The sequence below is a fragment of the Luteimonas sp. e5 genome (assembly GCF_054031035.1).
This window is the reverse complement of record NZ_JBSTRX010000001.1, coordinates 683,662-702,665: the sequence shown is the minus strand read 5'-3', so window position 1 is coordinate 702,665 and position 19,004 is coordinate 683,662. Positions and strand designations below refer to the sequence as shown.

The 19,004-nt window shown below is 66.6% G+C and carries 15 protein-coding genes, 1 tRNA gene and 1 pseudogene; 12 read left to right on the top strand and 5 right to left on the bottom strand.

Translation table 11 applies throughout. The annotated features are described in order from the left end of the window. The first annotated feature begins 555 nt into the window (after positions 1 to 555). The 7 genes from ACW11F_RS03315 to ACW11F_RS03285 all read left to right on the top strand — a co-directional run bounded on the left by ACW11F_RS03315 (position 556) and on the right by ACW11F_RS03285 (position 6,032). Positions 556 to 1,758 (top strand): phage major capsid protein, encoded by a 1,203-nt coding sequence (locus ACW11F_RS03315; RefSeq protein WP_456995485.1) that lies wholly within the window; start codon positions 556 to 558, stop codon positions 1,756 to 1,758. Between the two features lie 4 nt (positions 1,759 to 1,762). Then, positions 1,763 to 2,278: an HK97 family phage prohead protease gene (locus tag ACW11F_RS03310; RefSeq protein ID WP_456995484.1), complete on the top strand. Its 516-nt coding sequence runs from the start codon at positions 1,763 to 1,765 to the stop codon at positions 2,276 to 2,278. Next, positions 2,275 to 3,441, top strand: a complete 1,167-nt coding sequence (locus tag ACW11F_RS03305) for a phage portal protein (RefSeq protein WP_456995483.1) — start codon at positions 2,275 to 2,277, stop codon at positions 3,439 to 3,441. Before ACW11F_RS03310 ends, ACW11F_RS03305 begins: the two co-directional genes overlap by 4 nt. Continuing rightward, positions 3,422 to 3,790, top strand: a complete 369-nt coding sequence (locus tag ACW11F_RS03300; RefSeq protein ID WP_456995482.1) for an HNH endonuclease signature motif containing protein — start codon at positions 3,422 to 3,424, stop codon at positions 3,788 to 3,790. The genes ACW11F_RS03305 and ACW11F_RS03300 overlap by 20 nt, the downstream gene beginning before the upstream one ends. Before the next feature lie 134 nt (positions 3,791 to 3,924). Beyond that, positions 3,925 to 4,191, top strand: coding sequence for a hypothetical protein (locus tag ACW11F_RS03295; RefSeq protein ID WP_456995481.1), 267 nt, complete (start codon positions 3,925 to 3,927; stop codon positions 4,189 to 4,191). Further along, positions 4,192 to 5,697 carry a terminase large subunit gene (locus tag ACW11F_RS03290; protein WP_456995480.1) on the top strand — a complete coding sequence of 502 codons (1,506 nt, stop codon included), beginning with the start codon at positions 4,192 to 4,194 and terminating at the stop codon, positions 5,695 to 5,697. It begins immediately after the preceding gene. Next, positions 5,694 to 6,032, top strand: coding sequence for a phage head closure protein (locus ACW11F_RS03285; protein WP_456995479.1), 339 nt, complete (start codon positions 5,694 to 5,696; stop codon positions 6,030 to 6,032). The genes ACW11F_RS03290 and ACW11F_RS03285 overlap by 4 nt, the downstream gene beginning before the upstream one ends. Positions 6,033 to 6,338: 306 nt before the next feature. On the opposite strand, the gene ACW11F_RS03280 is transcribed toward ACW11F_RS03285, so the two are convergent. From ACW11F_RS03280 to ACW11F_RS03270, 3 genes are all read right to left on the bottom strand, one after another. Then, a tRNA-Val gene (locus ACW11F_RS03280) sits at positions 6,339 to 6,413 on the bottom strand. A gap of 121 nt (positions 6,414 to 6,534) precedes the next feature. Continuing rightward, positions 6,535 to 7,815, bottom strand: coding sequence for an aminotransferase class V-fold PLP-dependent enzyme (locus ACW11F_RS03275; RefSeq protein ID WP_456995478.1), 1,281 nt, complete (start codon positions 7,813 to 7,815; stop codon positions 6,535 to 6,537). A gap of 2 nt (positions 7,816 to 7,817) precedes the next feature. Then, positions 7,818 to 10,238: a TonB-dependent receptor plug domain-containing protein gene (locus ACW11F_RS03270; RefSeq protein ID WP_456995477.1), complete on the bottom strand. Its 2,421-nt coding sequence runs from the start codon at positions 10,236 to 10,238 to the stop codon at positions 7,818 to 7,820. A 152-nt stretch (positions 10,239 to 10,390) separates the two neighbouring features. On the opposite strand from ACW11F_RS03270, the gene ACW11F_RS03265 reads away from it, so the two are divergent. From ACW11F_RS03265 to ACW11F_RS03255, 3 genes are all read left to right on the top strand, one after another. Then, complete coding sequence (locus ACW11F_RS03265) at positions 10,391 to 10,795, top strand: CopL family metal-binding regulatory protein (RefSeq protein WP_456995476.1); 405 nt, start codon at positions 10,391 to 10,393, stop codon at positions 10,793 to 10,795. 95 nt (positions 10,796 to 10,890) lie between these two features. Beyond that, on the top strand, positions 10,891 to 12,702 hold the full coding sequence (locus ACW11F_RS03260) for a copper resistance system multicopper oxidase (RefSeq protein ID WP_456995475.1): 1,812 nt from the start codon (positions 10,891 to 10,893) through the stop codon (positions 12,700 to 12,702). After that, a complete protein-coding gene (locus tag ACW11F_RS03255; RefSeq protein ID WP_456995474.1) occupies positions 12,699 to 13,613 on the top strand; it encodes a copper resistance protein B in 915 nt (304 codons plus the stop codon). The genes ACW11F_RS03260 and ACW11F_RS03255 overlap by 4 nt, the downstream gene beginning before the upstream one ends. Positions 13,614 to 13,667: 54 nt before the next feature. On the opposite strand, the pseudogene ACW11F_RS03250 reads toward ACW11F_RS03255, so the two are convergent. Then, positions 13,668 to 14,471: pseudogene (locus tag ACW11F_RS03250) on the bottom strand (ribonuclease H-like domain-containing protein); the annotation flags it as partial. A gap of 92 nt (positions 14,472 to 14,563) precedes the next feature. Further along, positions 14,564 to 16,957: a DEAD/DEAH box helicase gene (locus ACW11F_RS03245; RefSeq protein ID WP_456995473.1), complete on the bottom strand. Its 2,394-nt coding sequence runs from the start codon at positions 16,955 to 16,957 to the stop codon at positions 14,564 to 14,566. Between the two features lie 201 nt (positions 16,958 to 17,158). Between ACW11F_RS03245 and ACW11F_RS03240 the strand changes: the two genes are divergently transcribed. Both ACW11F_RS03240 and ACW11F_RS03235 read left to right on the top strand, forming a co-directional pair. Next, positions 17,159 to 17,629, top strand: coding sequence for an Hsp20/alpha crystallin family protein (locus ACW11F_RS03240; RefSeq protein WP_456995472.1), 471 nt, complete (start codon positions 17,159 to 17,161; stop codon positions 17,627 to 17,629). A 161-nt stretch (positions 17,630 to 17,790) separates the two neighbouring features. After that, positions 17,791 to 19,002, top strand: coding sequence for an efflux RND transporter periplasmic adaptor subunit (locus tag ACW11F_RS03235; protein ID WP_456995471.1), 1,212 nt, complete (start codon positions 17,791 to 17,793; stop codon positions 19,000 to 19,002). The last annotated feature ends 2 nt before the right edge of the window (positions 19,003 to 19,004 follow it).

The following is a 19,004-nucleotide window of genomic DNA, read 5'->3' as shown; positions in this document are numbered from 1 at the left end:
CCGCAGGCGCAAATGTCTCCAATCGGAGACAAATCACCGGAGCTGCACCCGCGTGCGCGCGGGGAACCCGCCAGCTTCGTCTGAATTCGGACGAAGCTGGGGACTGCACCCGCGTGCGCGTGGAGGAACCCATCAAGCGTCCGATGGTGGGACATTTGATTTCCGGTTGCACCCGCATGTGCGTGGGGAACCCTGTTCGTCTGAATTCGGACGAACAGAATCCACCGGCTTGCGAACCTGCTGCGCGTGGGGAACCCTACGCGTCCGATGATGGGACACGTATCGAACCCGCTTCACTCGCATGCGCGTCACTTTGTCCGATGGCCGGACGAAGTTGCACCCGTTCGCGTGGCGCGTCTGTTTGTCCAATTTTGGAAAAACAGATTCGGCTTTCGGGCGCGTCACATTTCTCCAAACTTGGCGAAAGGTTCGCGCACTTTTCCCTGTTTGCCCGCTGTTTTGTATTCAGTTGAGTGCCATAGCGTCATAACTTGACGGCAGACACTACGTGTCTAGCTTCGCAGGTGGAATTCCATTCAACCCGGAGCTATTCACGTGAACCTTCAAGCTACCCGCGAAGCCAAGGCCGAGGCCGTGGCCGAGCTGCGCAAGCTGGCCAACCTGGCCGACGCCGAGCGCCGCGCACTGACTGCCGACGAGTCCGCCACCTTCGACGCATTGAAGGCCAAGGTGGAGAAACTGGAAGCCGACGAGGCCCGCGCCACGTTCGTGGCCGACGCCGAACGCCGCATGGCCGGCACGCCTGTGACCGGCAACGACTCGCTGGAGTCGCTGGAGCGCCGTGTGTCGCTGCTGGCGGCTGTGCAGGCCGGCATCGAGGGCCGGCCCCTGACGGGTGCCGAAGCCGAGTTCCACGCCGAGGCCGAGCGCCGCAGTGGCCGCAAGGCGCAGGGCGTGTTCCTGCCGCTGTCCGTGTTGGAAAAGCGCAACCCGAACCTGACCACCACCGCGCCGGAGCTGGTGCCGACCGACCACCGGGGCGACCAGTACATTGGCCCGTTGCGTGACTCGCTGGTGGTGCGTTCCCTTGGCGTGCGCGTGCTGTCCGGCCTGACCGGAAACGTCGAGATTCCGAAGTTCGCAAGCGGCCTGTCTGCCGGTTGGGTGAACGAGAACGAGGCGCTGCCCGAATCGCAGATGGCGTTCGAATCCGTGAGCCTGAAGCCGCGCCATGTCGGGGCCATCACGTCGTGGAGCCGCCAACTGGCGCTGCAATCGAACCCGAGCATTGAAGCACTGCTGCGCGATGACCTGGCCTATGCCGTGGGCGCTGAAGTGGACCGCGCCATCATCGCGGGCGATGGCGACAAGGAGCCGCTGGGCATCGTCAACGTGACGGGCGTGCAAGCTGCCGACCTGCCGACCACGTGGGAAGACGTGTTGGCCATCGAAGGCATGCTGGAAGACGCCAACGTGACGCCGAACGCATGGTTTGCCCGTGCATCCGTGCTGCGGCCCTTGCGTGCGACGCTGAAGGATTCCGTTGCGGGCGCCGACTACATCGCCACCGCATCGAGCATCGGCGCACTGCCGGCCAAGACTTCGAACGCCGCGCCGGCTGACACCGCGATTCTGGGCGATTGGAGCCAAATCATTCTGGGCACTTGGGGCACGCTGGACGTGCTGGTGAACCCGTACGAAGCCGACGCCTACCGCCGCGGCAACATTTTGATTCGGGCGCTGATGACTGCGGACACCGTGGTGCGCCACCCGGAAGCGTTCGTGGTGGCGAGCTGAGCCGATGGAGCTTGAGCGCCGCTATGCCGTCGCCAATGTGCAGGGCCGCCAGTTGTCCGGGCTGGCGGCCCCCTACGGGCAGGAAACCCGCATTGGCGAGTTCCGCGAGGTGATTGCGCCGGGCGCGTTCGCTGGCACGCTGGCGGCAGGCCGGGACATTCTGGCGCTGGCCGATCATGACCCCACCCGAGTGCTGGCCCGCACGCGCAGCGGCACGTTGGCGCTGGAAGAACGCCAAGACGGGCTGCACTTCACCTTGACGCTGCCGAACACTTCCGCCGGCAACGACATCCGCGCATTGGCCGAGCGTGGCGACCTGGGCGGCATGTCGTTTGGCTTCCGTGCCGTGCGTGACCAGTGGCAAGGCGAGCTGCGCACCCTGCACGAAGTGGAGCTGCACGAGGTGTCCATCGTGTCCGCATGGCCGGCCTACCCGGACACCACCGTGGCACTACGCAGCCGACCGAATGAGCGCGACCGGCTCGGAGCGTTGCGCCTGTGGCTGGAGACTGTGCGATGAGCTGGTGGCCGTTCAAGCGCGAGAAGCGCGAGGCAAGCACTGATCCGTCATGGGCGCACATGCAGGCGCTGGTGCCCGACGCCACCATGTCCGGGCGCTGGATCGGGCCGGACAATGCCGAGAGCTTGGCGACCGTCTATGCGTGCGTGCAAGCGATTGCGGAGACAGTGGCCAGTCTGCCGTTGCTGGTGTACCGCCGCGCTGCTGATGGTGGCCGCGAGCGTGCACCCGAACACCCGCTGTATTCGATCCTGCACGATGCGCCGAACGGCAACCAGACAAGCTTGGAATTCCGCGAGCAAATGCAGGCCGCTGTGCTGCTGCACGGCAACGCCTATGCCGCGATTGACTGGGCTGGTGACGGCACCGTGCGGAGCCTGACGCCGCTGCACCCGCGCACTGTCACCGTGGTGAAGCTGGGCAACGGACGGCACGCCTATGACGTGGCCAACGAAGACGGCAAGGCCAAGCGCCTGCTGGCCGAAGAAGTGCTGCACCTGAAGGACCGCAGCGAGAACGGCTTGACGGGCCGCAGCCGCATCACCGTGGCGCGTGAGTCCCTTGGGCTGGCCATGGCGCAGCAAGAGCATGGTGCGCGGACGTTCACCACCGGCACCCGGCTGTCTGGCGTGCTGGAAACCCCGCACGTCATGACCACCGATCAACTGGACCGGATCCGGGAAAGCTGGCAGGGCCAGTTCGGGGGCCAGTCCAATGCCGGCAAAACCGCAATTTTGGAAAACGGCTTGAGCTACCGGCAAATGTCCATGTCGCTGGAAGACGCCGAGTGGCTGGCCAGCATGCAGTTCAGCGTTGAACAGGTCTGCCGCATCTTCCGCGTGCCACCCACCATGGTGGGCGACTTGCGCCATGGCAACTACAGCAACACCAGCGAGCTGGCCCGGCACTTCGTTGTCCATTCGTTGCGCCGCCACCTGGTCATGTGGGAACAGGCACTGAGCCGCGCACTGATGGGGCCGATTGCACGTTCCCGCTACCTGATCGAACACAACGCCGAAGGATTGCTGCGGGGTGACTCCAACCACCGCGCCGAGTTTTACAAGTCCGGCATTGACGCCGGTTGGCTGCTGCCAAGTGAGGCCCGCCGACTGGAAAACCTGCCTGTGATTGAGGGGATCGACCATGGCCGACCGGCAAGCTAAGCGTGGATTGAACACCGGCAGCAAGGCATGGCGCACCATCCGCAAGGCCGTGCTGACCATGGAGCCGCTGTGCCGCCACTGTGGCGAGGCGGCCACTGACGTGGACCACATCGACGGCGACACGTTCAACAACCACCTGACCAACCTGATGCCGCTGTGCAAGTCCTGCCATAGCAGGAAGACCGCGCAGGAACAGGCCGGCAAGGTGGCCGTGATTCCGGGTTGCGACGTGACCGGCTGGCCGCTGGACCCGAATCATCCGTGGAACGCGGACAAAAATCGCCAGCAACCGAGAGCCGCCAGCACGCGCGCCCCCTTTTCTTTTGGTGCTAACCGGAGGTTGCAATGACCCGACCCCGTGCCCGCCGGAGTGATTCGGCTGAAAGCGCCGTTGTGGCGCAGCAGAACGCCGCACAAGCGCCGCCTGAGCCGCCTGCGCACACCCCCTTGCCGGATGAAGCGCGGCCATTCTGGGACGCGCTGATGGCCAACCGTCCGCGTGACCGTTGGAACGAAGCGGACCTGGGCAATGCGGCCATTCTGGCCGTGACGCAGGCGCAGGTGCATCACCTGATTGGCGACATTGACCAAGTGGTGCTGGTGGACAAGCTGACCCGCCGCATCATTGCGTTGTCGCGGCTGCTGCACGTGCACCCGGAGGCCACGCAAGGGCGTGCCGAGGCGCAGGCCAACAAGCTGCAATTGGAGCGGCAGGCGGCCAAGGTGCATCACCTGATTCCGGTGGCGTAAGTGACGCGGGCCGAGCGCATCATCGAGTTCATTGAAACCCTGTGCCGGGTGCCGGACGGTGCTGGCGTGGGCAAGCCGATGGTGCTGGCCGACTTCCAGAAAGACTTTATCCGCGCCGTGTACGACAACCCGCACGGCACGCGCCGGGCGTTCCTTTCGTGCGCAAGAAAGAATGGCAAGACAGGAACGATTGCGGCCCTGCTGCTGGCGCACCTTGTCGGGCCGGAGGCCAAGCGCAACGCGCAGATTGTTTCCGGTGCGATGAGCCGCGAGCAAGCCGCGCTGGTGTTCAACCTGGCATCCAAGATGGTGATTCTGTCGCCGGAGCTGATGCAGGTGGTGCGCGTGGTGCCGAGTGGCAAGCGCCTGATCGGGTTGCCGCTGAACACCGAGTTCCGGGCGCTGGCGGCTGAGGGCAAGACCGCGCACGGCCTGAGTCCCGTGCTGGCGATTCTGGATGAAGTCGGGCAGGTGCGTGGGCCGCAGTCTGACTTCATTGATGCCATTACCACGTCGCAGGGTGCGCACGAAGCGCCGCTGCTGCTGGTGATTAGCACGCAGGCCGCGACGGACGCCGACCTGTTGAGTGTGTGGCTGGATGACGCGCAGGCCAGCAATGACCCGCGCATTGTCTGCCACCTGTATGCCGCGCCGGAGGGTGCGGAGTTGTCGGACGAAGATGCATGGAAAGCTGCCAACCCGGCCCTTGGGTTGTTCCGTTCGCATGATGACCTTGCCGAGCAGATGCGGCAGGCGCAGCGCATGCCGAGCATGGAGAATGCGGCCCGCAACCTGCTGCTGAACCAACGGGTGTCAACGGACGCGCCGTTCGTGTCCATGGACGTTTGGAAGGCGTGCGGACGGGTTCCGCAACCGTTCGATGGCCCGGTGTTCGCCGGCTTGGACCTGTCGGCCCGCACTGACCTGACTGCGCTGGTGCTGGTGGGGCAGGTTGATGGCGTGTGGCAGGTGGTGCCGCATTTCTGGACGCCGCAGCAAGGCGTGGCAGACCGCGGCAGGCGCGACCGTGCGCCGTATGACACTTGGGTGCGGCAGGGCTACTTGCGCACCACGCCGGGCGCGACGGTGGACTATGCGCACGTTGCTGCCGACATGGCCGACATCCTGGGCGACCTGGACGTGGTGGCCGTGGCGTATGACAGGTGGCGCATGGATATCCTGAAACACGAGCTGGACCGGCTGGGGCTGTCGCTGCCGCTGGTGCCGTTCGGGCAGGGGTTCAAGGACATGGGGCCGGCTGTGGATGCGCTGGAAGCCGAGCTGCTGAACGAGCGCGTTGCGCACGGCATGCACCCGGTGCTGTCCATGTGTGCGGCCAACGCCGTCACGCTGAAAGACCCGGCAGGCAGTCGCAAGCTGGACAAGTCGCGCACCACGGGCCGCATTGACGGCATGGTGGCGCTGTGCATGGCCATGGGCGTGGCGGCCACTGCTGAAGCGCCTGCACCGAACCCGTACGCAGACAGGGGGCTGTTGTTCGTATGAGCTTCACCGCGCAAGAGTTGAACACCCGCGTCGAGTTCCAAGACTACGTGGAAGTCATTGGCGAGCGTGGCGGGGTGACGTACGAATGGGAGACGTTCGGCACCGACGTGGCCAAGGTGGAACCGCTGGTGGGGAACGAGTATTTCCAAGGCAACCTCATCAACAACAACCACAAGGCCAAGGTGACGTTGCGTTGGCGCGACGACATCCGGCCCAAGCATCGCGTGGTGTTCAACGGGCTGCCGTGGAACATCGTGAGCACGATGAACATCAAGAACAGGAACCGGGAGCTTTTGCTGATGGTGGAAGCGCCGGAAAGTGAGCGCATCGAGTAGCGCGGCAGCTCAAGGCGGATGGGGGCTGCCGCGACTTCATTCCCCACCGCCGCCGGATTAGCTGTGAGTGCCGGCCCTCCAAAAACCGCAGCAGCAGGTGACGGTTGCGGATTACAACTGGGCACCTGCAACCCGCAGGCCCCTGTTGGGGTAGCACGCTGGCGTTGGCAATGCGCCAGCACGGCCCCTGCCGGATTCGTCCGGTGGGGGCCATCTTTTTGCAGTTACCGTGCAGTTACGAAAAACCCGGCTCGCTGGCCGGGTTGTTCAGATTCCACAAAAACCGTTGTTTTTCAGTGGTTTAGGTGGTGGGCGGTACAAGGTTCGAACTTGTGACCCCTACCATGTCAAGGTAGTGCTCTACCGCTGAGCTAACCGCCCGAAGAGGCGAAATCGTAGTCCCTGCAAGCGCTTCTGGCAAGGGGTGCATGCCTCCGGCTGCGCTGACGCGACGCTTTCGGCCCCGGTTTTCGCCCGCGATGGCGATGCACGTGCGGGCTGATCAGCCGCGCAGCGTCGCCAATGCGTCGATCAGCCGGTCGATGTCCGATTCGCGGGTGAACAGCGACGGGGTCACGCGGACGCAGGCGCCGGAGGCGAGGCCGTCGCGATGCACGGTGAACACCTTGGCGCTGTCCAGCAGGTGTCTGGACAGGGCGATGTTGTCGGCCAGTGCGGTCTTGCCGCGCAGGCGGAACGAGGCGATGGCCGAGGCCAGCCGCGGATCGTCGATGCTGGCCAGGACCTGCAATGCCGGCATGTCCTGCGCGGCGCGCAGCCAGCGGTTGCGCAGGTGCTGCAGGCGTGCCTGCTTGCGTGCGCTGCCGATGCGCTCATGCAGTTCCAGCGCGGCGGGCAGGGCGGCGATGGCAGCGAAATTGGTGGTGCCGGTGTGGATGCGGGTGCGGATGTCGTCGTCCTTGCCCGGCTCGCCCATGTACGGCTCGATCGCGTCCACCCGTCCGCGGCGGATGTAGAACGCGCCCAGCCCCACCGGCGCGCCGATCCACTTGTGCAGGTTGATGCCGGCGAAGTCGGCGCCCAGCGCGGGCAGGCTGCAATCGATCTGCCCGATCCCGTGTGCCGCGTCCAGGATCACGTCGATGCCGCGGGCACGCGCCATCTGCGCGATCTCCGCCACCGGCAGTTGCAGGCCATGGCGATGGCTGACCTGGGTCAGCAGGATCATGCGCAGCCGCGGGTGGCGCTCGAACGCCCGTGCGTAGGCGTCGAGCAGGCTCTGGTGGGTGAATGGCTCGGGCAGGTCCAGCCTGATCACCTCGACGCCGCGTCGCTGCTGCAGCCAGCGCATGGCGGTGATCATGCTGTCGTAATCGACATCGGCGTACAGCACGGCATCGCCGGGGCGCAGCCGGTGATAGCCACCGATCAGGACCTGCAACGCCTCGGTCGCGCCGCGGGTGAGCATGATTTCGTCCACGCCCACGCCGAGGAACTGCGCCAGCCGCGCACGCGCCTGTTCGTAGGCCTGCGGGAACAGCCGGCGCCCGTACCAGGCATTGTCCCGATTGGCCTCGGCGGTGGCCGCCTGATAGGCGGTCAGCACCGGCCTGGCCATCGATCCCCAATAGCCGTTTTCCAGCATCACCACGTCATCGGTGATGTCGTACAGATCGGCTACCGCCGACCAGTAGCGGCTGTCCTCGGGGCCGCCGCCGGCGGGCAGGACGCTGGCCGAGGCCGGCAATGCGGGCAGCCAACCGGCCACGCCCATGCCGAGCAGGGTGCCGGATTTGAGCAGGGTGCGACGTTGCGGATCCATGTTCAGAACGTCACCCGGTATTCCAGGTACAGGTTGCGCCCGTCGGTGTCGTAGGGCGCATTGCGCGAATAGATCAGGCCGCGGCTGGCCTGGAAGGTGGCTTCGTCCGGATAGGTGTTGAACAGGTTGTCCGCGCCGAGGCGGAACTGGTGGCTGCCGAGCCGGTAGCGCAGCGCCACATCGAACAGCTGGATGTCACCGAAGCGCTGGAAGATGTCGCCCTGCGCGTTGCCGGAGGAATCGGTCCACGAGCCGTAATGGCGCAGGCGCGCATTGATGCCCCATTGGCCGGCGTCGTAATCGGCGCTGAAGGTGGCCTTCTGCCGCGGCAGGCGTTCTTCGAACAGGATGCGCTGGGTCTGGTTGGTGGCCACCCCGGTGCTGCCGCGGTCCACCTTGGTCTGGTTGTAGTTCCAGGCTGCGGTCAGGTTGAGCTTGCCCGACTGCAACCGTTGCAGCCAGCCGGCGACCACGTCGATGCCGCGGGTGGTGGTGTCGAAGTCGTTGGTGAAGTAGCTGACCGAGGTGTAGTGCATCGGGTTGGGGATGCCCGCGGGAATCGCGAGTGCCGGCGATTGGCTGAAGCGGTCCTTCACCTTGATGTCGTACACGTCGATCGAGCCGGAAAGCCCGGCATCGGTCTGCCAGGCCATGCCCAGCGACAGCGTGCGCGACTTTTCCGGTCCCAGCGGCTTGGCGCCCAGGGCTATCGCGATCGGGTCATTGGGCGAGAGCCGGCCGGCGGTGAACACCTGCAGAGTTACCGTATCCAGGCCCTGGAAGGTATTGGTCGAGTTGACCTGGCCCGGCGTCGGTGCACGGAAGCCGGTCGACCAGGCGCCACGCAAGGCCACCGCCGGGCTCAGCTCCAGGCGCGAGGACAGTTTGCCGTTGAGGGTGCTGCCGAAGGTCGAGAAGTTCTCGTGCCGCAGCGCGCCGCCGAGGTTCCAGCGCGCGGTCAGCGGGACTTCCACGTCCACGTAGGCGGCGCGGCTGCTCTGCCGCCAGCGCCCGGCTTGGGTATCGCTGAAGCCCGGTGCGCCGTTGGAATTGGGGGCCAGCCCGCTGGCCGCGCCGGGGCCGATCGCGTACGACGCCGGGTCACCGGCCGTGACTTCGAAGGTTTCCTGGCGGTGTTCGACGCCGAAGGCCAGGTTCACCGCATCCGGCAGGCTGGCCACGTCCCAGGTGTAGACGAAGTCGGCGTTGAGGTTGCGTTCGGTCTGCGCCAGCTGACCGAGCTGGAAGAAGCTCGGGCTGTCCGGCCCCAGCGAGGCATTGATGGTATTGCCCAGGGTGTAGCGGATGGCGTTGCGCCCCCAGCTGGCGCTGACGTCCCAGCGCAAGTTATCGCTGAACTCGCCACGCACGCCGCCCACCCACTGGCTGTCACGCTGGCGGCTGCCGTACTTGGGCGAGAAGCCCGCCGGGTAGCGGCTGCGCACGTCCCAGCCCGGGAATTGCGGCACCGGCCTGTACACCGAAGGCGTGCCGTCCGGGTTGCGCCAGTTGAAGTCGGACACGCCCTTGCTGGTCGAATGCAGGCCGTGGCTGTACAGCTCGGTGTAGCCGGCCAGCGGCAGCGTCAGGTTGTAGCCGAGGTAGCGATTGTCCAGATCCGGCTGACCCCAGCGCTGCACGGGGTTGGGCACCTGCACGTCGGGATGGGCCTCCTGGAAAGCGATGGCATCGGCACGCTGGCGGCTGCGCGAGGTGGCATCGCTGTTCTCGCCTTCGGCAAACAGGTTGAGATGGCCCATCTCACCCAGCGCAAAACCGGTGCGCGCGCCGAGGCGGAACGCGGTGCCATCGCCTTCGGCATACTGCGACCAGCGTGCCGAGATATCGGTGCCGATGCTGTCGTCGAGGATGATGTTGATCACCCCGGCGATGGCATCCGACCCGTACTGCGCCGAGGCGCCGTCGCGCAGCACCTCGATGCGCTTCACCGCGCTGACCGGGATGCGCGCCAGATCCGCACCCTGCGAACCACGCGCGCCGAGGAAGGCCGAACGATGGAAGCGCCGGCCATTGACCAGCACCAGGGTCTGGTCCGGCGACAGCCCGCGCAGCGTCGCCGGGCGCACGAACACCAGGCCGTCGTTCATCGGCAGGCGCTGCACCACGAACGAGGGCACCAGCTGTGCCAGCACGTTGTTGAGATCGGCCGATTCCACCGCGCGGATTTCCTCCGCCGAGAACACGTCCACCGGCGCCATGGTGTCGAACTGGGTGCGCTGGCTGCCACGGGTGCCGGTGACGATCACGCTGTCCAGACTGGTCGCCGAGGCAGGACGGCTGCCATTCGGCTCCTGCGCGTCGGTTGCAACCGACGCGTCATCCGTGTCGTTCGCCATTGCGGCGGGGAGCACCGAAGCACTCAGAGTCAAGGCGATGCAACGAGCCAGCACAGCGTGTTTCATGGGGCAGTCCAGACTTCCGGGTAAGCCGGCCATGCTGCCGGGCACGGATTGCGCGGGCTTGACGCCGCCATGTCAGTTTCATGAATGCGGGACGGGTTCGACTCATGGACCGTGCCTCGGCGGCGTACATGCCGCGTGCTACGATCCGGCCGATGCTGCAACGTGCATTCCAATGGCTGTTGTTGCTGTCCTTGCTGCTCAACGGGCTTGGTGGCGCGGCCGCGTCATCGATGCGCATGGCGGGCATGCACGATATGCATGGCCGGCTGCACATGGGTGTTGCGGTGCAGATGGCTCCCGATCCCGGAGTCAGCGACCACGTTGATCCGGGGCATGCCACGGATCTCGCGATGGCGGGCGATGACACCAAGTGCAGCAACGACTGCTGCGACGCAAGCGGTGCGTGTCAATGCCCGTGCCTGCACCACCTGCACGCCGTTGCCGGGGGAGCGCAGACATTGAACGCGCAGGACGGACATGGCGACGTGCCGAAGACAGGTACGCGCGGACACGACGCCCCACCACCTGCCCAGAGCACACGACCTCCCATCGCCTGATGCCCTTCGGCGCGTGTGTGCGCCACTTGTCGTGCCCGCGTTGATTCGCGGGCTACGGGCTGTTGCGACAGCCGCTTCAAGCATCGGGAGTCATCATGTCCGTGTTTCGTCCCTGCGATCCCGGCAGCGCACTGTCGCTGTCCCGGCGTCGCTTCGTGCAAGGGCTTGCCGCAGCAGGGGCCGTGTCGGTGTCCGGGTTCTGGCCCGGATCAGCCTGGGCACTGCGTTCCCATGGCCAGCTGGAAGTGCTGTCCGGGACCGAGTTCGACCTCAGCGTCGGGGAAACCCTGGTCAACTACACCGGCAAGACGCGCCCCGCGATTACCGTCAACGGCAGCCTGCCTGCGCCGATCCTGCGCTGGAAGGAAGGCACCACGGTCAGCCTCCGCGTGCGCAATGATCTGCCGCGTGGCTCCATCCACGGCCCGGACACCTCGATCCACTGGCACGGCATTCTGCTGCCGGCCAACATGGATGGCGTGCCCGGGATGAGCTTCGATGGCATCCGGCCCGGCGAGAGTTATCTGTACCGCTTTCAGGTCAAGCAAGCCGGCACCTACTGGTACCACAGCCACTCCGGCTTCCAGGAGCAGGGCGGCCTGTACGGGCCGCTGATCATCGATCCGATCGCGCCCGAACCCTTCCACTACGAGCGCGACTACGTGGTGTTCCTGTCCGACTGGACCGACATGGATCCGGCAAAGCTGTTCGCACGGCTCAAGAAGATGTCGGCCCACGACAACCTGTACCAGCGCACGGTCGGTGATTTTCTGCGCGATGCCCGCACGCACGGGCTGGCCGCCACCATCGAGGATCGCAAGGCCTGGGGCCAGATGCGCATGACGCCCGCCGATTTGTCCGACGTCAATGCGCTGACTTACACCTTCCTGCTCAACGGACATACCGCGCTCGGCAACTGGACGGCACTGTTCAAACCTGGTGAAAAGGTGCGGCTGCGGCTGATCAATGGCTCGGCGATGACCTATTTCGACCTGCGCATCCCCGGCCTCAAGATGACCGTGGTGGCGGTGGATGGGCAATACGTGCATCCGCTGACGGTGGACGAGCTGCGCATCGCCACTGCGGAGACTTATGACGTGATCGTCGAGCCGTCAGGGCAGGATGCCTACACCATCTTTGCCCAGGACAGCGCGCGCACCGGCTGGGTGTCGGGTACGCTGGCAGTGCGTGAAGGCTTGCGTGCGCCGGTGCCGGCCCTGGATCCGCGTCCGTTGCTGACGATGGAGGACATGGGCCACGGCCACATGCAGCACGGTGCCGGCGAGATGAAGTGTGGCGCGTCGATGATGCATTCCGGCGAGATGGCCTGCGGTGCCAACATGGGGCATGCGGGCATGGACGATACCGGTGCCGGGATGCAGCAGCATCCCGCCAGCGAAACCAACAACCCGCTGGTGGACATGCAGACGATGAGTCCCGAGCCGAAGCTTGCCGACCCCGGCATCGGCCTGCGCGGCAATGGCCGCAAAGTCGCCACCTATGCCGACCTCAGGAGCGCCTTCCCGGATCCCGACGGCCGTGAGCCGGGCCGCACCATCGAATTGCACCTGACCGGGCACATGGAGAAGTTCGCCTGGTCCTTTGACGGCATCAAGTTTGCCCAGGCCGAACCGCTGCGGCTGAACTACGGTGAGCGGGTGCGCATCGTGCTGGTCAATGACACCATGATGAGCCACCCGATACATCTGCACGGTTTGTGGAGCGACCTGGAGGACGAATCCGGCGCCTTCCACCTGCGCAAGCACACCATCGACATGCCGCCGGGCACCCGCCGCAGCTACCGGGTGCGCGCCGATGCCCTGGGCCGCTGGGCCTACCACTGCCATCTGTTCTTCCATATGGAGTCCGGCATGTTTCGCGAGGTGCGGGTGGAGGAGCGCGCATGAATCGCTGCTCGATCTTCCTGGTCCTGACCGTGTTGCTGCCGGGTACGGCCGCAGCAACGCTGGCACAGCATGTGGAGCACGCCACGCCGCACGCAACGACCCAATCCGAGCCCGCCCAGCCTGTGCAGCAGATGCATGCGCAGGATCACCAGGACCATCGTGAACATCGGCATGATGCCGATCTGCCCGTCCACGCGACCCCACATGAGCCGATTCCGGCCGTGACGGCCGCCGATCGTGCAGCTGCCTTTCCGCCGGTGGGGGAGCATCACAAGCATGGCACCAGCATCCACAGCTTCTCGTTGCTCGATCGGATGGAATACGTCGGTGCCGAGGACGGCGACAAGCTTGCCTGGAGTGCATCGGGCTGGGTTGGTGGCGACATCCGCAAACTGTGGTGGCGAAGCGAAGGCCATGCATGGGAAGGACGGATCGAGGATGCCAGCGTCGAATTGATGTACGGGCGCGGCGTTCGTGCGTGGTGGGACGTGGTTGCCGGTGTACGCCACGATTTTGGCCAAGGGGCGGACCGCACCTGGCTCGGCATCGGAGTGCAAGGCTTCGCGCCATACAAGTTCGATGTCGCCACCACGCTCTATGTCGGGCAGGGAGGGCGCGCAGCGTTGCGTGCCGAGGCCGGCTACGACACCTTGCTGACCAACCGCCTGATTCTTCAATGGCATGCCGAAGCCGATGCGCATGGCAAGGATGACCCCACGCGTGGCATTGGCCGCGGGCTGTCATCGGTGGAAATCGGACTGCGCCTGCGCTACGAGATCAGGCGCCAGTTCGCTCCCTATGTCGGCATCGAACATGCACGCAGCTTCGGCACTACCGCCGACTTGCGCCGCGCGCACGACGAGGCTGTCCGCGACACCAGCTGGGTTGCCGGTCTGCGCCTGTGGTTCTGAAGCCCGCTTTGCTGGACAGGCAAGCCATGGAAGGCTGCGTGGGCTGCGCTGAAGTCACACTCCTTGCGCGCCGCTCAACACCCCGATCAGTCTTGAAAGCGTGACCACGTCCTGGTGGTTGTGTTGCGCGACGCGGCGCAGGTTGCGGGCGGGGCCGCCGCGCAGGTAGCCAAGCCACGCGGCGGGGGCCTGGCTGCCGGGCAGGTCGTCTTCGCGGACGATGCCCAGGGCGTGGCGTTCAATGGTGGCGAGGCGGCAGTTTTCATATACGCTGCGCCAGCGTCGGCGCGAGGGATACAGCAGGTCGATGTGGGCAAGACCGGCCAGCGGGTCGGGCTGGCGCGCGAGGCGGTAGCGGGTGCGCAGCAGCGGAGCGTCGTAGCTTTTGCCGTTGTAACTGGCCAGCACGGTGTCCGGGCGCAGCCAGCGGGCGAATTCGGCCAGCATCGCGGCTTCGGCCGACAAGCTGGTGATCAGCAGCTGGCGGATCAGCAGATGGCCGTCCTGCCAGTGCGCGGCACCGATCATGAAGGCGCGGGTGCCGGTGCCGCCGGCAAGGCCGGTAGTTTCGGTGTCGAAGAACAGCAGTTGCGCGGGGTCGACGTCGCCGCGGCGGTCGAAGGCACCATCGAAATACGGCGGCAGTGCATCGGCCGGCAGACTGGTGTGGATGCAGCGCAGACCGGGCGCGATTTCCTCGCCGGGCAGGCTGCGGTCGCGAGCGCTGGCGGCCTTGCGCGGCGGCGCGGCGGGCGTGCGGATCCGCAGCAGGGTGCGCAGGCGCGCCAGTTCATCGGCCTTGGCGGTGCCGGTCATGTCCGCGGCAGGCCGCGCATCGTTCCGGCCCGCCGTGCTGGCGGCTTCCACCAACGGGGCAGGGGCAACCCCCGCCTTGCGCCGGCCGCCACCGGCCTGGCGTTGCAGCGCCTGCAAACGGGCCAGGCTCACGCTCATGCCGCACTCAATGCGTGCAGCACGCGCAGGGCGTGGGCTTTGGGCGAGCGCTCGATGGCGATGTCCTCGTCCAGCACCGGGCCGATGCAACTGGGGCAGCCGCCGCGACAGGCACAGCCCTGCACCAGCCCGATCGCCTGGGTCACCAGTTCCGCCTGCCGCTGCCACAGCGGTTCGGACAGGCCGACCCCGCCCGGGTAGTTGTCGTACAGGAACACGGTCGGGCAGAACGTCTCCAGCATCGCCGGCGCGGTGTCCTCGCCCTGCGCGCTGCGCAACTGGCCACGACCGGAGCGGTCGGACTGCGCCGACCACGCGCCATCGCCGCTGCCGACCGCGCGGTGCAGGTCGCGGCCCTCGGCCATCACCGCGATCCGTGCCACCACGTGCAGTGCGTGCGCCGCGCCCAGAAAGCCGTCCAGCGCGTCCTGGCGCGAATCGAACAATCCGTCCAGCAGCGCCTGCGGCAATTGCCACCACAGCGCGCTGGTATGCATCTCCTGATCCGGCAGGTTGACCGGCCCGTAGCCGACGTTTTCGTGGCTGTAATAGCGGATCTTCTTGTAGCCGGCTACGCGCCGCACCACGTGCACCTCGCCGTGATGGCTGAAGCCGGCCCCGGCCACGCACTGCTCGAAGCTCTCCAGCACTTTCAGCCGGGTGTAATCGATGGCGTCGGTGTAGTAATCGACATGGGTGCGGGTGACGAAGGCCTTGCGCCCGTCCCAGTCCAGCCGCTCCACCTGATAGGGCGTGGACTGCACCATGTGGATCGCGCCTTCGTACAGCAGCAGCGGCGCCGAGGAAAAATCGACCTCGGCAATGATCGTCTGCCGGCCATCGCTGCGATCGACCACCACGAAGTTGCCATCGGCCACCGAGCGCAGGCTCACCGCCGCCGCCGGATAGCTGTCGGCGATCCATTCCCAGCGTCCGTTTTCCGCGTGCAGCACGCCATCTTCGGCCAGCAGCTGCAGATAGGGGGCGGGGTCGATCGGGCCGAACGCCTCGCCTTCGGAGAAAGGCAGTTCGAACGCCGCGCAGCGCACATGGTCGAGCACGATCACCGGCTGGTCGGCGGCGATGCGCGCGTGTTCCGGCGGTGCGCTGGAGAAAAACTGCGGATTGCGCACGATGTACTGGTCCAGCGGATCGGATGTCGCCACCAGCACGCCCAGCGAGGCCTGCTGGCGCCGCCCGGCGCGGCCGATGCGCTGCCAGCAGGCGGCGATCGAGCCGGGATAGCCATTCAGCACCACCACGTCCAGCGCGCCGATATCCACGCCCAGTTCCAGTGCCGAGGTCGAGACGATGCCGTCGATGCGGCCATCGCGCATCGCCCGTTCCGCCTCGCGGCGCTCGGTGGGCAGGTAGCCGCCCCGATAGGCGCGAATCCGCGCCGGCTTGCGCGGGTCGTGGTCGAACACGTCCTTGAGGTACTTGGTCAGCACCTCGACCATGGTCCGCGACTGCGCGAACACCAGCGTCTTCAGCCCGGCCTTGATCGCGGTGCGGGCGATGCGGTTGGACTGCGAGCGCGCCGAGGCACGCAGGCCGAGGTCGGGATTGACCACCGGCGGGTTCCACAGCAGCACATGCTTCTCGCCCGAGGGTGCACCGGATTCGGTGATCGCGGTGACGCGCTGGCCGAGCAGCGCCTCGGCATGTTCGCGCGGATTGCCGATGGTGGCCGAGCACAGGATGAATTGCGGCCGGCTGCCGTAGAACGCGCAGATGCGCTTGAGCCGGCGGATCACGTTGGCCAGATGCGAGCCGAACACGCCGCGATAGCTGTGCACCTCGTCGATCACCACGAACTTCAGGTTCTCGAAGAACTGCGCCCACTTGGTGTGATGCGGCAGAATCGCCTGATGCAGCATGTCCGGGTTCGACACCACGATGTCGCCATTGAGCCGGATCGCCTGGCGCTGATCGCCCGGCGTATCGCCATCGAAGGTCGCCGCGCGCACGCCCAGATCGCCGGCCCGCGACAGCTCCAGCAGTTCCGCCACCTGATCCTGCGCCAGCGCCTTGGTCGGGAACAGATACAGCGCCTTGCCGCGCTCGCGCATCGCCGCGGCCACCACCGGCAGCGTGTAGCACAGCGACTTGCCCGAAGCGGTCGGCGTCACCACCACCAGATCCTCGCCACGCGCCGCCGCCTCCCAAGCCTCGGCCTGATGCAGGTACAGCTGCTCGATGCCGCGCGCCCGCAGCGCCTTGCCCAAGGCCTCGGGCAGCGCCGACGGCAACGGCGCGAACCGCGCCGCCTGCGCCGGCAGCACGAACGCACCGCTGATGCGATCGGAAAACTTGCGCGCCAACCGCGGCGCCAGCGCATCGGCCGAACTGCCGGCCGCATCCAGTGACAGGGGAAGCAGAGCGTTCATGCCGCCAGCCTGGCCCGCCCCCGTCTCACGAGGTGAGACTGGACGCCGCAATCGCCAAAACGTTGCGGCAACGCGGTCGATCCGCTCGCGGCAACGCCTCAGCGCGATGCCTGCTTCGGCACGGCCCTTGAAATCCCGCGTGGCGCGCCCATTTCAGTGACAGCGCCGGACATCACGCCGGCAACTTCCAGGAGATTGAAGATGAGCCAGATCAGCCGCAGCCGGGGCCGGTGGCCCCACTCCCAGGATCCCATGGGCCAGCTGTTCGAACGCCTGTTCGAAGGCAGCCTGCTGGGCGACTCCAACGACGAGTCTTCGGTGGTGACCAGCCAGTGGGCGCCGCGCGTGGACATCAAGGAAGAACCCGACCGCTTCGTGCTCTATGCCGATATCCCCGGCGTGGATCCCGCGGACATCGACATCCAGATGGACAAGGGCCTGCTGACCATCAAGGGTGAGCGCAGCAGCGTGAAGCACGACGAGGGCGAGAACTATTCGCGCATCGAGCGCAGCCACGGCGTGTTCCACCGTCGTTTCGCGTTGCCCGACAGCGCCGACGCCGAGGGCATCACCGCGCACGGTGAACACGGCGTGCTGGAGATCGTGATCCCCAAGCGCCCGGAAACCACTCCGCGCCGCATCCAGGTCGGCCCGCGCAGCGACAAGGCCTGACCCGCCGCGTCAACGCCAGTGACCCAGCCCCGCCGGAAACGGCGGGGCTTTTTCTTGACAGTTCTTGCTCGTTTTTGACGTTTTCACGCCGACTGCGGGAGGATGGGCGCTTGCCCGTAGCGATCAGGACAACGGTACCGGTGCGAAAGAAGTGGTTGCTCGTGGCCGTGGTGGTTTTCCTCGCGCTGCTGCTGGCGTGGGCGCTGCTGGCGATGCGTGGCCCGCGGCTGCCCGGATACACGCTTCAGGCCGGGCCGATGGTGCAGAACGTCGTCGCCACCGGGCGCGCTGCCGCACTGTCCCGCGTGCAGGTGGGGACGGAGATCGCGGGGCTGGTGCTGGAACGTCGCGTGCAGGAGGGCGACCGTGTCGCCGCGGGCGACGTGCTGGTGGTGCTGCGCGCGCATGATCTGGAAGCACGCCGCGACGAAGCCCGTGCCGCGCTGCAGGCGCTGCGCGATACCAATCGCCCGGATGCGCAGGCCCGCTTGCAGCAGGCCCGGGCACAGCTGGCGCAGGCCGCGCGGGAACATGCACGCCGGCGCGACCTAGGTGCACGGCAGCTGGTGTCACGCGAGAGCGTCGAACAGGCGGCCCAGGCCGAAGTCGCAGCACGCGCCGCCGAGCGCCAGGCCCGGGTTGCGTTGCAGGCACTGGTGCCCGGTGGCTCGCTGGAGGCGCAGGCACGTGAGCGCCTTGATGCCGCCGAGGCCATGCTTGAGCGTGCGCTGATCCGCTCCGGCGTCAATGGCGTGGTGCTCACGCGCAGTGTTGAGCCGGGCGACACGGTCAGTCCCGGCCAGGTGCTGCTGGAGATCGCGCGTGATGCGCCCGGCGAAATCCTGCTGCCACTGGATGAAAAGAATCTCGCACGGTTGCAGGTCGGGCAATCGGCGACCTGCATCGCCGATGCGTTCCCGGACCGTCCATTCGCCGCCACCGTGCACCATGTCGCGCCCGGCATCGACCCGGCACGCGGTACCGTCGACGTGCGCCTGCGCATCGACCCGGATGTCGACTTCGTGCGCGATGACATGACGGTGACCGCGACCATCCTCACCGGCCAGCGCGACCACGCGCTGGCGGTGCCTAATGATGCCTTGCTTGACGCCAGCCCTGGTTCCGATGCCGCCTATGTCCTGCGCGTGCGCGACGGTCGGGTCAAGCGCACCGCGGTCCGCCTGGGATTGCGCGGCCTTGCCATGAGCGAAGTGCTCGAGGGCCTGGAGGAGGGTGATCAGGTGCTTGCGGCCGGCGCGCTGGAGCCCGAGCGGATTCCCGCCGACGGCAGCCGCGTGCGGCTCGACGGCCAGCCACCACCGGACGACGCAAGCAGCGCCAGCAGTCGCGAACTCCCGGCCGGACTCGACTGAGC

Bases quoted from the DNA above. Each gene is read 5' to 3' on its own strand.
- ACW11F_RS03285 (WP_456995479.1), top strand. From the start codon at position 5,694: ATGAGCTTCACCGCGCAAGAGTTGAACACCCGCGTCGAGTTCCAAGAC.
- ACW11F_RS03270 (WP_456995477.1), bottom strand. From the start codon at position 10,238: ATGAAACACGCTGTGCTGGCTCGTTGCATCGCCTTGACTCTGAGTGCT.
- ACW11F_RS03300 (WP_456995482.1), top strand. From the start codon at position 3,422: ATGGCCGACCGGCAAGCTAAGCGTGGATTGAACACCGGCAGCAAGGCA.
- ACW11F_RS03265 (WP_456995476.1), top strand. From the start codon at position 10,391: ATGCTGCAACGTGCATTCCAATGGCTGTTGTTGCTGTCCTTGCTGCTC.
- ACW11F_RS03245 (WP_456995473.1), bottom strand. From the start codon at position 16,957: ATGAACGCTCTGCTTCCCCTGTCACTGGATGCGGCCGGCAGTTCGGCC.
- ACW11F_RS03255 (WP_456995474.1), top strand. From the start codon at position 12,699: ATGAATCGCTGCTCGATCTTCCTGGTCCTGACCGTGTTGCTGCCGGGT.
- ACW11F_RS03310 (WP_456995484.1), top strand. From the start codon at position 1,763: ATGGAGCTTGAGCGCCGCTATGCCGTCGCCAATGTGCAGGGCCGCCAG.
- ACW11F_RS03275 (WP_456995478.1), bottom strand. From the start codon at position 7,815: ATGGATCCGCAACGTCGCACCCTGCTCAAATCCGGCACCCTGCTCGGC.
- ACW11F_RS03295 (WP_456995481.1), top strand. From the start codon at position 3,925: ATGGCCAACCGTCCGCGTGACCGTTGGAACGAAGCGGACCTGGGCAAT.
- ACW11F_RS03305 (WP_456995483.1), top strand. From the start codon at position 2,275: ATGAGCTGGTGGCCGTTCAAGCGCGAGAAGCGCGAGGCAAGCACTGAT.
- ACW11F_RS03260 (WP_456995475.1), top strand. From the start codon at position 10,891: ATGTCCGTGTTTCGTCCCTGCGATCCCGGCAGCGCACTGTCGCTGTCC.
- ACW11F_RS03240 (WP_456995472.1), top strand. From the start codon at position 17,159: ATGAGCCAGATCAGCCGCAGCCGGGGCCGGTGGCCCCACTCCCAGGAT.